Source organism: Candidatus Palibaumannia cicadellinicola (genome assembly GCF_000754265.1).
Lineage (GTDB): Bacteria > Pseudomonadota > Gammaproteobacteria > Enterobacterales > Enterobacteriaceae > Baumannia > Baumannia cicadellinicola_B.
In genome coordinates, this window is the sequence record NZ_CP008985.1 from 547,684 (window position 1) to 562,060 (window position 14,377).

The window sequence follows — 14,377 nt, forward strand, 5'->3', positions numbered from 1 at the left end:
TATAAAAGCTATTATTTTAACCAAAACACGTTTGAATTTATGATTCAATAGGAAATTGTTCAAACCAACTTTCCATAATGATTACCGCTGCTCTAGCATCTACCTGTTTTTTTTTTAAAGCACGATAACCACCATAAGCAAATAAATTAGCGCGGGCTTCTATAGTACTAAGACGTTCATCATGTAGTACCACCTGAACATCACAGTGGTAACGTAGTAGGTTAGCGAAATGCCGTGCTTTAATTGTAATTGGTTGATCACTAGCATCCATATTTAAAGGTAAACCAACTATTATAGTTTTTGGTTGCCAATCTTGTATAATTTGTTTAAGTTGTAGCCAATTAGGTATACCATTACGTACTTTAAAAGTAGTTAATGGTTGTGCAGTACAAGTTATACGTTGGCCAATTGCGATACCTATATTCTTTGTTCCAAAATCAAATGCCATAAAAATACTATTTATCATTAGGCATGCCCTACTTGATTGACGATATTATGTATATCGATGCCTAATATTTTCGCTGCTTCCCGCCAGCGGATTGATATAGGAGTATTAAATAAAATTTGGTGATCAGCAGGTGTTGTTAGCCAAGAATTTTCTCGTAACTCTTGTTCAAGCTGTCCCTCTTCCCAACCAGCATAACCAAGAGCTACTAATATATTATCTGGTTGCTTTATAGTTCCTAAAGTTTCTAATACATCTTTTGATGTCGTAATCATTGTTTGTGGAGAAATACTTATACTTGCACTAAAACCATCGCGTGGAGTATGTAGAATAAAACCGCGATCATCAGATAGAGGACCACCAGCAAAAACTGGTATATCTAATGGTATAATAGGATTATGATCGATAGGTATAATTTTTAATTTATGTAAAACACTAGCAACTGTAAATCTTTTGACAGGTTTATTAATAATAATTCCCATAGCTCCTTCGTGGTTATGTGTACAAATGTAGACTACTGATTGCTTAAATAATGGGTCTTGCAGAGTAGGCATAGCAATAAGAAAATGATGTTGTAAATTCATTGCGTTATCATTAGTTATTAGTAATAATAAACATAATTTAACTCAACTAGTTTAATTTAGGTAATTATCTATCGTTCAAAAAAACAATTTTAGTTAAATAGTCTTAATATGTTTTTCAATCGCATCCATGAGCATGCCTGTAATAGAAATTTTAAACATAGCTTCTATTTCTAATACACAAGTCGGACTAGTTATATTTATCTCTGTTAATTTATTACCAATAATATCTAGACCTACAAACATTAAACCTTTTTGTTTTAGTACTGGTCCTAAACTATGAGCAATTTCCCAGTCTATTTTTGATAGTGCACGAGCTTCTCCGTATCCACCAGCTACTAAGTTAGCGCGTGTTTCGCCTTTGTTAGGAATCCGTGCTAAACAATATGGTACTGGTTTTCCATCAATAACAAATACTCGTTTATCTCCATCTTCGATCGATGGAAGATAGATTTGTGCCATACAAAACTTTTTGTTATTATTAGTCAAAGTTTCAATTATAACTGATAGATTAGGATCAGTATTTTTAATACGAAAAACTGATTGACCTCCCATACTATTTAGTGGTTTTATGATAATATCATTATATTGTTGCAAAAATGCTCTAATATCTTCATTACGTTGACTAACTAGTGTCTCAGGAGTATAAACTTGAAACAATAAGGGAAATATTTTTTCATTACAATCACGTAAACTTTGTGGTTTATTTATAATTAGTGTACCGTGTTTTTCAGCATATTCAAGAATATAAGTACAATAAATAAATTCTGTATTTATTGGTGGATTTTTACGCATTAAGATAACATCGAGATCTCTTAAATCTATCTCTTCTTCTCCATAAAAAGAATACCAATTTTGACAATCATTTTTTACTGAAAGTAATCGACAATAAGCTCGTGCATCTCCACCACGTAAATAAAGATAATTAATTTCCATATAATATATTTTATAGCCACGTGTTTGAGCTTCAAGCAAAAGGGCAAAGCTAGTGTCTTTTTTTATATTAATTGATTGAATTGGATCCATAATGATCCCTAACTTAATCATCATTTTTGATTTAGCCCTTTAACTTAAATCATTTATGCATAATAAAATAAATACTTAAATTGCAGTATCTAATATTGTTTCAATATATATTATATATTAATAATATATACCATAAAAACTTTTTAAAATTATTTTGTTAAAAACATTTAGTTATCATTAAACTAAATCAAAACGAATAGCTACTTCGTCCCAATTAACTACATTCCAAAAAGATTCAATATAATCACAACGACGATTTTGATACTTGAGATAATAAGCATGTTCCCAAACATCCAGACCTAATATTGGAAAACCTGATGTATTAGTAAATACATTACCCATTAATGGATTGTCTTGATTAGCTGTAGAAACTATAGATAAGATCTTATCTTTTTTAACTAACCAGGTCCATCCTGAACCAAAACAAGTCATTGCAGTGCTTTCAAAAGTTTTTTTAAATTTATTTATATCACCAAAATCACGTTCAATTATTGTTTTTAATTTACCTTGAAGGGTTGTACCTTGTTTTAAACATTTCCAGAATAAACTATGATTTGCATGTCCACCAGCATTGTTTCGTAGTATCGTTTGTTTATCAAGTGGAACTTGATCTAATTTTTGAATGAGTTCATCAACTGATAAATGTGCTAATTGAGGTAATGTTTCTAATATATTATTAGCATTATTAATATAGGTTTGATGATGTTTAGTATAATGTATTTCCATTGTTTGTTTATCAATAAATGGTTCTAATGCATCAAATTTATATTGTAACGTTGGTAGAATAAATTTCATATTCAAGACTCCATTAATATTTAATATACATTAATATTAATTATGTTTATGTTAACAACTAGTTAATTTATTTAATTATAAATAAGTGAACATTTTAATTGTTTATCTAATGATTAGTCATCATTTCATCAATCAACATAAAAGATATTATGTTGATTATTTTAACAAAGTGAGTATTACTCTTCAATAGTTTAATAGTAAGAATGTTCTCCATGATTATGTTCAGTAATATCTTGTACACCTTGTAGTTGAGGAAACATTTCTAATAGTTTTTTTTCTATGTTTTCTTTTAATGTATGATGTACCATTGAACATCCATGACATCCACCAGAAAATTGCAAAAGAGCAAACATATCTGGAGTAATTTCTATTAGTGTAATATTTCCACCATGACTTGCAAGCTGAGGATTTATATCAACACATAGTACATGCTTCACACGCTCTACTAATGAAGCTTGACAATCTATTTCAGGAATTTTGATATTAGGTGTCTTTAAAGTTAATTGAATGCCTAGTTTATCATCAATTAAATCAATCTCAGCATCTTTGAGATAAGGTGCACTATACTCATCAATATAAGCTATAAATTCATCAAACTTTAATTGTAAATCATTTACTTCTATTTCTTCTGTTGGACAATAAGAAATACCACATTCCGCATTATAGCGACCTGGATTCATAACAAATATACGTATTTGAGTACCTGTTTTTTTTTTCTTAAGTAATTGAACAAAATATTTTTGAGCAGCATTGGTAATAAATATCATTATTGTTACGTAATTGTTGACTTAAGTGTGATTTTATCATACAGCTATAATGCTAAAAATGACAATATAATAAAAACTTATTAATAATAAGTACTTAATTTATCTAGCAAAATATAATAAACAAATTATTTAATGCATATTAGGTTATGAAAAATTTAGTTTTGTTACATGGATGGGGATTAAATGCAAAAGTATGGTCTTGTATTTCTTCGCAGTTAGCAGATCATTTTAATTTATATATTATTGATTTGCCAGGTTATGGTAAAAATGATTGTTATACATCTCTTACTTTAATACAAATAGCAGAAATAATAGTCAATCAAATACCTACTAAAACTTTATTACTTGGTTGGTCACTAGGTGGACTAGTAGCGACTCAGCTTGCTTACTTATGGCCAGAAAAAATACTAGGTCTGATTATTGTAGCTTCTTCACCATGTTTTTGTGCGACAGAAGAATGGCCTGGGATTAGTCATAAAACTTTAAGCAATTTTTATCATCAACTAAATACGAATTTTATTAAAGCGATCAATGACTTTATCAGCTTACAAACTATAAATACTCATTCAGCATATAGAGATGCTTGTTGGTTAAAACAAATCATATTTTCTCAGCAAAAACTATCTGTTAATATATTAAATATTGGCTTAAAATTATTATTTTCTAGTGATTTACGTCATATTTTAAGTAAATTAGATTTACCATTATTACGTATGTATGGTAAACTAGATATGTTAGTACCAGTACATACAGTACCTTTAATTGATAAAATTTGTCTTTCTAACTATCGTAGTATAATTTTTGAAAAAGCTGCTCATGTTCCATTTTTATCTCATACAGAATTGTTCTGTAATGAATTATTATTGTTTAATAAATTATTAAATTAAGCTTTATTTAACTTTTTAAGAGTATTTCAAACACAATAATTTACATGTTATGTTAATTAAGGTAATTTGAGCTACGGATAGAAATGAAAACTTGACGATTGAGTTAAAAAAAGTAAAATATAATATATATTATATAATAAGTACTCGTACCTTATTAAAGTACTTACATAAACTATCAATATATATATACTATAGCATAGGCTTGTAGCTCAGTTGGTTAGAGCGCACCCCTGATAAGGGTGAGGTCAGTGGTTCAAATCCACTCAGGCCTACCAACTATAGTTATAATATATAGCACTTATATATTGGGGCTATAGCTCAGCTGGGAGAGCGCCTGTTTTGCACACAGGAGGTCAGCGGTTCAAACCCGCTTAGCTCCACATTACGTTTAATTAATAAAAACATCTAATAAATTATTATATTAATTACTAATAAAATTATGAATGTAGTTATACAACGTAAATTACTTAGTCAAGCAGAAAAATTATGCGTACAACGTAATGTACGTATGACACCTCAACGACTAGAAGTATTACGCTTAATGATTAAACAAAATAATGCTATTAGTGCCTATGAATTACTTAATTTATTACGTCATTCAGAACCACAAGCTAAACCACCAACGATCTATCGTGCATTAGATTTTTTAATAGATCAAAAATTTATTCATAGAGTAGAATCAACAAATAGTTTTATGCTTTGTCATTATTTTACTGATCCTTTACATACTTCAGCTTTTTTTATTTGTGATAAATGTGGTCAAGTTACTGAAAAAGCCGCTGAGAAGATAAAACATCTTTTGCAAAGTATGGCTACTCAAGCTAGTTTTGCTATATCTCATAATATAGTAGAAGCACATGGTTTATGCACACAATGTGTGGTACATACTTTATAAATAAATATTAACACTTAGTTTTGATTCAAGCTTAACAAATTAATTATTGAGTAATACTATTAATACCATATTTCCTAAAAAATTAGATTATTGTCTACTCATTACTGGTCCTGCTTATGGTAACCAACGTGCTAGTAGTGCTTTACAGTTTGCAGAAGCACTATTAAATTGTGGTCATGGTATTAATACCATCTTTTTTTATCAAGATGGAGTATATAATGCTAACTATTTTATAGCTCCTGCTAATGATGAAATCAATTTAGTACAATCTTGGCTAAAATTTGCAGCAAAATATAAGGTATCATTAAATTTATGTGTCTCTGCTGGATTACGTCGTGGTATTACTGAGACTACACAGTCCTTACAGCTTGATAAATTTGGAGATAATCTACAGCCTGGTTTTAACTTAAGTGGTCTTAGTTCTTTAGCAGAAGCTATACTCAAATGTGATCGTTTAATTCAATTTTAGAATTTATGTAATAAATATGAAAAATATTGCTTGTATTTTTACTCATGGACCACACGGTAATACTACTGGACGTGAAGGATTAGATGCTTTGTTAGCTATATCAGCGTTTTGTGAGTTATTAGGAGTATTTTTTATTGGAGATGGAGTTTTATTATTATTGACAAATCAGCAACCAGAACAAATTTTGATGAAAAATTTTGTTCCTTTATTTAATATATTACCTTTATATGATATTAATCGTTTATATTTATATGCTGATTCAGCAATAGAGCGAGGTTTTGATATTAATGTAGATTTAATCTTAGACGTCGAATGGTTACCAGCAGATATTTGGAATAAGAATTTATATTCTTATGATCATATTATAACATTCTAATTGATACCTGATTACTTATCAGTTATTACTATTTCATAATGCTTTATACTCTAAGCTACTCTCCTTATGATTGCGATATAGCAACACTATTACGTACGATAAGATTAAAAGCTGATCTTTTGCTCTGGGCAGATGGTGTTATAGCAGGATTAAAGAATTCACCAATACTATACATGTTAAAAACTGCACCTTTAACACTATATGCATTGAAAAATGATATTTTAGCCCGAGGATTATATGATTATTTTTCATATGATATTTTAATTATTAATTATACTGAATTTGTAACTTTAACTGAAAAAAATCAACAACAAATAGCTTGGTAATATACATTTTTTATATATTATATTTTAGTTAAAACTTTACTTTATTTTTTACATAAGTATATACATACTATATAAGTATATGTCTAGGAATCACCTAAAATGACAACAATTAACCAATTAGTGCGACATCCGCGCACTATGAAAGTGGTAAAAAATAATGTTCCAGCATTAGAACGCTGTCCACAAAAACGTGGTGTATGTACTCGTGTATATACTACTACTCCAAAAAAACCAAATTCTGCTCTACGTAAAGTATGTCGTGTTCGTCTGACTAATGGTTTCGAAGTTACTTCCTACATAGGAGGAGAAGGTCATAATTTACAAGAGCATTCAGTTATATTAATTCGTGGTGGGCGTGTAAAAGATTTGCCAGGTGTTCGTTATCATACTCTTCGTGGTGCTCTTGATTGTTCCGGTGTGAAAGATCGCAAAAAAAGCCGCTCTAAATATGGTGTTAAAAAACAAAAAAATTAATGAAAATGGAGTGTTTTTATGCCACGTCGTCGTATTATTGGTCAACGTCAAATACTACCAGACCCAAAGTTAGGATCTAAACTTTTAGCTAAATTCATTAATATTTTAATGAGGCATGGTAAAAAATCTATTGCTGAAGCAATCGTTTATACCGCACTAGAAACTTTAGCTCAACGTTCTGGTAAAAGCTATCTAGAAGCTTTTGAAGTTGCGTTAGATAACGTGCGTCCTACTATTGAAGTAAAATCTCGTCGTGTTGGTGGTTCTACTTATCAAGTTCCTATAGAAGTTCGTCCAGTGCGTCGCGATACATTAGCAATGCGTTGGCTTGTAGAAGCTGCTCGTAAACGAGGTGATCAATCTATGTCTATACGTTTAGCAAATGAACTTTATGATGCCGTAGAAAATAAAGGTGCTGCTGTTAAAAAACGTGAAGATATTCACCGTATGGCAGATGCTAATAAAGCATTCGCTCATTATCGATGGTAATTTTCTTTATTAAATAAACAAGTAATATTTAAATTAGATAGATTTGATCTATCTAATTTAATAAAATAATAAAATTAGTTTAATACGAACGTGCCAGTAATTGAGGATTCAAATGGCTCGGATAACACCTATTGTACACTATCGTAACATTGGTATTAGTGCACATATTGATGCTGGGAAAACAACGACAACTGAACGTATTTTATACTACACTGGTGTAAATCATAAGATCGGTGAAGTTCATCATGGTGCAGCTACTATGGATTGGATGGCTCAGGAACAAGAACGTGGTATTACAATTACTTCCGCTGCTACTACTTGTTTTTGGTCAGGTATGGCGAAACAGTTTGATGCTCATCGCATTAACATTATTGATACTCCTGGACACGTTGATTTTACAATAGAAGTAGAACGTTCTATGCGTATACTAGATGGTGTAGTAATGATTTACTGTGCTGTTGGTGGAGTACAACCACAGTCAGAGACTGTATGGCGTCAAGCAAATAAATATAAAGTTCCGCGTATCGCATTCGTTAATAAAATGGATCGTATGGGTGCTAATTATTTACGCGTTGTTGAACAGCTTAAAACTCGTCTTTCTGCTCAACCAGTACCTATTCAACTTGCCATTGGAGCAGAAGATAAATTTACTGGGATTGTTGATTTAGTAAAAATGAAAGCTATAAATTGGAGTGAAGCTGATCAAGGTGTAAGTTTTACTTATGAAGATATTCCTGTTGCAATGCAAGATGAAGCTGAAAAATGGCATCAACATTTAGTTGAATCGGCAGTAGAAATATCCGAGGAGTTAATGGAAAAATACTTAAATGGTGAAAAAATTTCTGAAGAGGAGATTAAATCTAGTCTCCGTCAACGAGTTTTAAATAATCAGATTATACTGGTTACTTGTGGTTCTGCCTTTAAGAATAAAGGTGTACAAGCGATGTTAGATGCTGTAATAGAATATCTACCAGCTCCTACTGATATCGCTACTATTAATCGTGTTCTAAATGTTAATAACATGGCAGTAGAAATATACGATAAACGCCACTCTAGCGATCAAGAACCATTTTCAGCGCTTGCATTTAAAATTGCAACTGACCCGTTTGTTGGTAACCTTACTTTTTTCAGAGTATACTCAGGTATGGTTAGTTCTGGAGATATAGTACTGAACTCAGTTAAAGACAAACGTGAGCGTTTTGGCCGTATCGTACAAATGCATGCTAATAAACGTGAAGAGATAAAAGAAGTTCGGGCAGGCGATATTGCTGCAGCAATAGGTCTCAAAGATGTTACTACTGGAGATACCTTATGTGATCCATCTGTACCTATTATTCTTGAACGAATGGAGTTCCCTGAGCCTGTAATTTCAGTTGCTGTTGAACCTAAAACTAAAACTGATCAAGAAAAAATGGGTTTTGCTTTAGGGCGTCTTGCACAGGAAGATCCATCTTTCCACGTATGGACAGATGAAGAATCTGGAGAAACCATTATTGCTGGTATGGGTGAGCTACATCTTGAAATTCTAATCGATCGAATGCATCGTGAATTTAATGTAACAGCTAATGTTGGTAAACCACAAGTAGCTTATCGGGAAACTATCCGTATTACTGTTGAACAAGAAGGTAAATTTATTCGTCAATCAGGTGGTCGGGGTCAATTTGGTCATGTATGGTTACGTATAGAACCAATGGAACCAGGAGGTAAAGGGTACGAATTTATAAATAAAATTGTTGGTGGAGTAGTTCCTAAAGAATACTTAGCAGCAATCGATAAAGGTGTTCAAGAACAGCTCAATAGCGGCGTTTTAGCAGGTTATCCAATAGTAGATGTCCGTGTTACTGCTTTTGATGGGTCTTATCACGAAGTAGATTCATCGGAAATGGCATTTAAGCTTGCAAGTTCTATAGCTTTCAAGGAAGGATTTATGAAGGCTAAACCAGTTATTCTCGAACCAATAATGAAAGTGGAAGTCGAAACCCCTGAAGATTATATGGGAGATGTAATTGGTGACTTAAATCGTAGACGTGGTATAATTAGTGGTATGGATAATACTTTAACTGGTAAAACTATTCGTGCACAGGTACCATTATCAGAAATGTTTAGTTATGCTACAGATCTACGTTCACAAACTCAGGGTAGAGCTTCTTATTCTATGGAATTTATGAAGTATTATGAAGCACCAAATCATATTACACAGGCTATTATTGAAAAACGTCACACTAAATAAATTTTGAAGTGTTCATACTATAACATAAATGCTATGCGGTTAATGAGCATAAATAATAATAAAATATAAAAAGCATGATATAAAATAATAGCGTAAGGAATATAGGAATATAACAGTGTCTAAAGAAAAGTTTAAACGTACCAAACCACACATTAACGTAGGTACTATAGGCCATGTTGATCACGGTAAAACAACTTTAACAGCAGCTATAACTTCAGTTTTAGCTAAGACTTATGGTGGTAATGCGCTTGCTTTTGATCAAATAGATAATGCTCCAGAAGAAAAAGCACGTGGTATTACCATTAATACTTCTCATGTTGAGTATGATACTCAAACACGTCATTATGCACATGTAGATTGCCCAGGACATGCTGACTATATAAAAAATATGATTACTGGAGCTGCACAAATGGATGGAGCCATTTTGGTTGTAGCTGCAACTGATGGTCCAATGCCTCAGACACGAGAGCATATTCTTTTAGCTCGTCAGGTAGGTGTTCCCTACATTATAGTTTTTATTAATAAATGTGATATGGTTGATGATGAAGAATTACTAGAATTAGTTGAAATAGAAGTACGAGAATTGCTTTCGCAATATGATTTTCCAGGAGATGAAACTCCTATCATACGTGGTTCTGCATTACAAGCATTAGAACATAATGAGAATTGGACTTCAAAAATCATTGAATTATCTGAAGCACTAGATCGTTATATTCCTGAACCAGAACGTGCGATTGATAAATCATTTTTATTACCTATTGAAGATGTTTTCTCTATTTCAGGTCGTGGTACAGTAGTAACAGGTCGTGTAGAGCGTGGTATTCTTAAAGTTGGTGAAGAAGTAGAAATTATTGGTATTAAAGATACTACGAAAACTACCTGTACAGGTGTTGAAATGTTTCGTAAATTATTAGATGAAGGACGTGCTGGTGAGAATATTGGTGTTTTGCTCCGTGGAACAAAACGTGATGATGTAGAACGTGGTCAGGTATTAGCTAAACCAGGATCAATTAAACCACATACTAAATTCACATCAGAAGTTTATATTCTCAATAAAGAGGAAGGTGGACGTCATACTCCTTTTTTTAAAGGTTATCGCCCACAATTTTACTTCCGTACTACTGATGTAACAGGTACTATTGAATTACCAAAAGATGTTGAAATGGTTATGCCTGGTGATAACATTAAAATGATTGTTAATTTAATTGCTCCTATTGCTATGGATGAAGGATTACGATTTGCTATCCGTGAAGGTGGTCATACCGTTGGTGCCGGTGTTGTTACTAACATTATCGAGTAAATAGTTTTAATCTTATAAAAAATTAAATATATATATAATATATATAATCAATTAAATTGATGAGCTAAAATTAAGCTATGTTTATTAAAATTATGTTATAGGTATTAGTATTTATGATTTCTAATACCGAAGCTCTAGAAAAAGAAAAAAAACGTATCCAAGAAATAGTAAAATGGTTCATAGTAATTTTATTATTAATAATAGCTATTGTAGGTAATTATTTTTATCGAGATTTAAGCTTGATATTACGAATAGTAGCTATCTTTTTTATAATTACTATTACAGGTATTGTTGCTCTAATGACTGAGCAAGGTAAGTTAATGATTATGTTTGTACGTGAAGCACGTATTGAAGTACGTAAAGTTATTTGGCCAACTCGCCAAGAAACTTTCTATACCACTTTAATAGTAGCTATAGTTACTACATTAATGTCACTTATTCTTTGGGGGCTAGATAGTTTTCTAGTCAGTATGGTATCTTTTATTACCAGCCTGAGGTTCTAGATGTCCGAAGATTCTCAAAAACGCTGGTATGTAGTTCAAGCGTTTTCCGGTTTGGAGGGACGAGTAGCACAATCCCTTCGTGAATATATTAAATTACATGCTACAAAAAAATTTTTTGGGGAAGTTATGGTACCAACAGAAGAAGTTGTTGAAATTCGTTGTGGCCAACGTCGTAAAAGTGAAAGGAAATTCTTTCCTGGTTATGTGTTAGTACAAATGGTAATGAATGATAGTAGTTGGCATTTAGTACGGAGTGTACCGCGTGTCATGGGTTTTATCGGCGGTACATCAGATCGTCCTGCACCTATTAGCGATAAAGAGGTTCATGCGATCATGAATCGTCTACAACAAATAGGTGATAAGCCACGTCCTAAAACACTATTTGAGCCAGGAGAATTAATACGTGTTAATGATGGACCATTTGCTGACTTTAATGGAGTAGTAGAAGAAGTAGATTATGAGAAGAGTCGCTTAAAAGTATCAGTTTCTATTTTTGGTCGCGCTACTCCTGTAGAACTAGATTTTGGTCAAGTAGAAAAAGGTTAAGCTCAAGCTCTCTAATTGATTAAAGAGCTGAATTAAGTCGCTTAAATAGGAAATCAAAATGGCCAAGAAAATACAAGCGTATGTAAAACTTCAAATTGCTGCAGGTATGGCAAATCCTAGTCCACCAGTAGGTCCAGCCTTAGGTCAGCAAGGCGTTAATATTATGGAATTTTGTAAACATTTTAACGTTAAAACGGAGTCTTTTGAAAAAGGTTTGCCAATTCCTGTTGTTATTACTGTCTACTCTGATCGTTCGTTTACTTTTGTTACTAAGACTCCACCAGCTGCGATTTTATTAAAAAAAGCAGCTGGTATTAAGTCTGGTTCTAGTCAAGCAAAAATAGAGAAAGTTGGTAAAGTAACTCATTCTCAAGTTCGTGAAATTGCTGAAACCAAAGCTGCAGATATGAACAGTAGTAATGTCGAAGCTATGTATCGTTCCATTATAGGTACTGCTTTTTCTATGGGTCTGGTAGTAGAAGGTTAAAATATGGTTAAAATCACCAAGCGTATGCGTATAATTCGTGATCAAATTAACTCTACTAAAGAACATAATATATATAATGCTATTACCTTATTAAAAAATGTTGCTATAGTAAAGTTTATAGAGAGTATTGATGTAGCGGTAATACTTGGTATCGATGCACGTAAATCAGATCAAAATATCCGTGGTGCAACGGTACTACCGCATGGTACTGGTCGTAGTCTCCGTGTAGCAGTTTTTGCGCAGGGTATCAATGTTATAGCAGCTAAAACTGCAGGTGCTGATGTAGTTGGTATGGAAGATTTAGCTGCACAAATAAAAAAAGGCCAATTAGATTTTGATGTTGTTGTTGCATCTCCAGATACTATGTACATAGTGAGCCCATTAGGACAGATCTTAGGTCCACGCGGTATGATGCCTAATCCTAAAGTAGGTACTGTTACTAATAATATTTCTTTAGCGGTAAAAGAGATTAAAGCTGGTCAGGTACGTTACCATAATGATAAAAACGGTATTATTCATACGACCATCGGTAAAGTAGATTTTGAATCGAATAAATTAAAAGAAAACTTAGAAGCTTTGTTGATGGCACTTAAAAAAGACAAACCAATACAGACTAAAGGTGTTTATATAAAAAAGTTTGTTTATCAACAACCATGGGACCTGGCTTAACCATTGATAAATCTAGCTTATCGATAGTGAATCAAGTTAGTCCTTAATTTTTATATTTAACATTTGACCCATCTTCTAGGCTTAATCCAGGAGAAAAATCTCATGGCACTCAATCTGCAGGATAAACAAGCGATTGTTGCTAAAGTAAAAAAATTAGCTAAAGATGCACTATCTGCTGTTGTTGCTGATTACCGTGGTATTCCAGTAAATGAAATGACCAAACTACGTACAGCAGGTCGTACAATGGGCGTCAATATGCTTGTTGTTCGTAACACGATGATGTATCGCGTTGTTGAAAATACTCATTTTGCATCTTTAAAAGAAACTTTTTTTGGGCCCACTTTAATTGCATTTTCTACTCAACATCCGGGTGCAGCTGCCCGTCTTTTTAAAAGTTTTGCTAAAGATAATACAACATTTCATATTAAAGCAGCAGCTTTTGAAGGTAGAATTATTCCGGGGTCACAGATAGATCAATTAGCTACTCTGCCAACTTACGAAGAAGCAATTGCAAATATGATGTTTACTCTAAAAGAAGCATCTTTAGGAAAACTAGCTCGCATTTTGATGGCACTATCGCATCAGAAACAAAAAGCGGCGTAAAAAAACATTTACCTTATTTTAGGAAAAATTGCTATGTCACTCACTAAAGAACAAATTTTAGACGCCGTAGCCGAAATGTCTATTTTAGATGTTACTAAGCTAATTTCTATGATGGAAGAAAAATTTGGTGTTTCCTCTATTGCTAATGTAGCTGTGACTCCCAGTACTATTGAGGCTGTTGAAGAACAAACTGAGTTTGAAGTGGTACTTAGAGCTATTGGTAGTAACAAAGTTTCTGTTATCAAAACAGTACGAAGCGCTCTTGGTCTGGGCTTAAAAGAAGCAAAAGACTTAGTTGAATCTGCACCAATTACCCTAAAAGAAAGTGTAAGTAAAGATGACGCTGAAGTTTTAAGAAAAGCTTTGGAAGATGCTGGTGCTTCTGTTGAGATCAAATAAATTTATTTGTCTTATAGACAAAGTGATAGCTGGTGACTTTATAGTCACCAGCTTTTTTGTGTTATATCGTATTAGTGACATTTGACACTAAATAATTAATCTTCAAGATT

Annotated in this window: 19 protein-coding genes, 2 tRNA genes and 1 pseudogene; 17 read left to right on the forward strand and 5 right to left on the reverse strand. The window is 32.5% G+C overall.

The genetic code is table 11. The features are described from left to right. Positions 1-37: 37 nt before the first annotated feature. The 5 genes from ruvX to nfuA form a co-directional block, all read right to left on the reverse strand. On the reverse strand, positions 38-466 hold the full coding sequence (ruvX, locus tag IM45_RS02660) for a Holliday junction resolvase RuvX (protein ID WP_038498957.1): 429 nt from the start codon (positions 464-466) through the stop codon (positions 38-40). Then, on the reverse strand, positions 466-1,029 hold the full coding sequence (locus IM45_RS02665) for a YqgE/AlgH family protein (RefSeq protein WP_038498960.1): 564 nt from the start codon (positions 1,027-1,029) through the stop codon (positions 466-468). Before IM45_RS02665 ends, ruvX begins: the two co-directional genes overlap by 1 nt. A 93-nt stretch (positions 1,030-1,122) precedes the next feature. Then, complete coding sequence (gshB, locus tag IM45_RS02670; protein WP_038499610.1) at positions 1,123-2,073, reverse strand: glutathione synthase; 951 nt, start codon at positions 2,071-2,073, stop codon at positions 1,123-1,125. A gap of 156 nt (positions 2,074-2,229) precedes the next feature. After that, on the reverse strand, positions 2,230-2,847 hold the full coding sequence (locus tag IM45_RS02675; protein ID WP_038498963.1) for a Fe-Mn family superoxide dismutase: 618 nt from the start codon (positions 2,845-2,847) through the stop codon (positions 2,230-2,232). Positions 2,848-3,038: 191 nt separating this feature from the next. Then, positions 3,039-3,614 (reverse strand): Fe-S biogenesis protein NfuA, encoded by a 576-nt coding sequence (gene nfuA / locus IM45_RS02680; RefSeq protein ID WP_038498966.1) that lies wholly within the window; start codon positions 3,612-3,614, stop codon positions 3,039-3,041. Positions 3,615-3,760: 146 nt separating this feature from the next. On the opposite strand from nfuA, the gene bioH reads away from it, so the two are divergent. The 17 genes and pseudogenes from bioH to rplL all read left to right on the forward strand — a co-directional run bounded on the left by bioH (position 3,761) and on the right by rplL (position 14,267). Further along, positions 3,761-4,501, forward strand: coding sequence for a pimeloyl-ACP methyl ester esterase BioH (bioH, locus tag IM45_RS02685; protein ID WP_051984611.1), 741 nt, complete (start codon positions 3,761-3,763; stop codon positions 4,499-4,501). 198 nt (positions 4,502-4,699) lie between these two features. Then, a tRNA-Ile gene (locus IM45_RS02690) sits at positions 4,700-4,776 on the forward strand. A 32-nt stretch (positions 4,777-4,808) separates the two neighbouring features. Next, positions 4,809-4,881 (forward strand) — tRNA-Ala (locus tag IM45_RS02695). Positions 4,882-4,940: 59 nt separating this feature from the next. Beyond that, positions 4,941-5,396, forward strand: a complete 456-nt coding sequence (zur, locus tag IM45_RS02700) for a zinc uptake transcriptional repressor Zur (RefSeq protein WP_051984612.1) — start codon at positions 4,941-4,943, stop codon at positions 5,394-5,396. Positions 5,397-5,442: 46 nt separating this feature from the next. Further along, entirely contained in the window at positions 5,443-5,865 is a 423-nt protein-coding gene (tusD, locus tag IM45_RS02705) for a sulfurtransferase complex subunit TusD (RefSeq protein WP_260086057.1), read from the forward strand. Positions 5,866-5,881: 16 nt separating this feature from the next. Next, positions 5,882-6,241 (forward strand): sulfurtransferase complex subunit TusC, encoded by a 360-nt coding sequence (gene tusC, locus IM45_RS02710; protein ID WP_038498969.1) that lies wholly within the window; start codon positions 5,882-5,884, stop codon positions 6,239-6,241. Positions 6,242-6,279: 38 nt separating this feature from the next. Next, positions 6,280-6,567, forward strand: coding sequence for a sulfurtransferase complex subunit TusB (gene tusB, locus IM45_RS02715; protein ID WP_038498972.1), 288 nt, complete (start codon positions 6,280-6,282; stop codon positions 6,565-6,567). A gap of 99 nt (positions 6,568-6,666) precedes the next feature. Beyond that, positions 6,667-7,041, forward strand: a complete 375-nt coding sequence (gene rpsL, locus IM45_RS02720; protein ID WP_038498975.1) for a 30S ribosomal protein S12 — start codon at positions 6,667-6,669, stop codon at positions 7,039-7,041. An 18-nt stretch (positions 7,042-7,059) separates the two neighbouring features. After that, positions 7,060-7,530, forward strand: coding sequence for a 30S ribosomal protein S7 (rpsG, locus tag IM45_RS02725; protein WP_038498978.1), 471 nt, complete (start codon positions 7,060-7,062; stop codon positions 7,528-7,530). Positions 7,531-7,642: 112 nt separating this feature from the next. After that, positions 7,643-9,760: an elongation factor G gene (gene fusA, locus IM45_RS02730; protein ID WP_038498981.1), complete on the forward strand. Its 2,118-nt coding sequence runs from the start codon at positions 7,643-7,645 to the stop codon at positions 9,758-9,760. 115 nt (positions 9,761-9,875) lie between these two features. Continuing rightward, positions 9,876-11,060 carry an elongation factor Tu gene (gene tuf, locus IM45_RS02735; protein ID WP_038498984.1) on the forward strand — a complete coding sequence of 395 codons (1,185 nt, stop codon included), beginning with the start codon at positions 9,876-9,878 and terminating at the stop codon, positions 11,058-11,060. Between the two features lie 113 nt (positions 11,061-11,173). Then, on the forward strand, positions 11,174-11,563 hold the full coding sequence (secE, locus tag IM45_RS02740) for a preprotein translocase subunit SecE (protein ID WP_038498988.1): 390 nt from the start codon (positions 11,174-11,176) through the stop codon (positions 11,561-11,563). Then, the gene (nusG, locus tag IM45_RS02745; RefSeq protein WP_038498991.1) at positions 11,564-12,109 is read left to right on the forward strand and encodes a transcription termination/antitermination protein NusG; all 546 of its coding nucleotides are present in this window, start codon (positions 11,564-11,566) and stop codon (positions 12,107-12,109) included. It abuts the gene before it with no gap. 58 nt (positions 12,110-12,167) lie between these two features. Beyond that, positions 12,168-12,596: a 50S ribosomal protein L11 gene (gene rplK, locus IM45_RS02750; protein ID WP_038498994.1), complete on the forward strand. Its 429-nt coding sequence runs from the start codon at positions 12,168-12,170 to the stop codon at positions 12,594-12,596. A gap of 3 nt (positions 12,597-12,599) precedes the next feature. Then, positions 12,600-13,312, forward strand: a pseudogene (rplA, locus tag IM45_RS02755) (50S ribosomal protein L1). A 55-nt stretch (positions 13,313-13,367) separates the two neighbouring features. Next, positions 13,368-13,868: a 50S ribosomal protein L10 gene (rplJ, locus tag IM45_RS02760; protein ID WP_038499000.1), complete on the forward strand. Its 501-nt coding sequence runs from the start codon at positions 13,368-13,370 to the stop codon at positions 13,866-13,868. 33 nt (positions 13,869-13,901) lie between these two features. Then, on the forward strand, positions 13,902-14,267 hold the full coding sequence (gene rplL, locus IM45_RS02765) for a 50S ribosomal protein L7/L12 (RefSeq protein WP_038499003.1): 366 nt from the start codon (positions 13,902-13,904) through the stop codon (positions 14,265-14,267). The last annotated feature ends 110 nt before the right edge of the window (positions 14,268-14,377 follow it).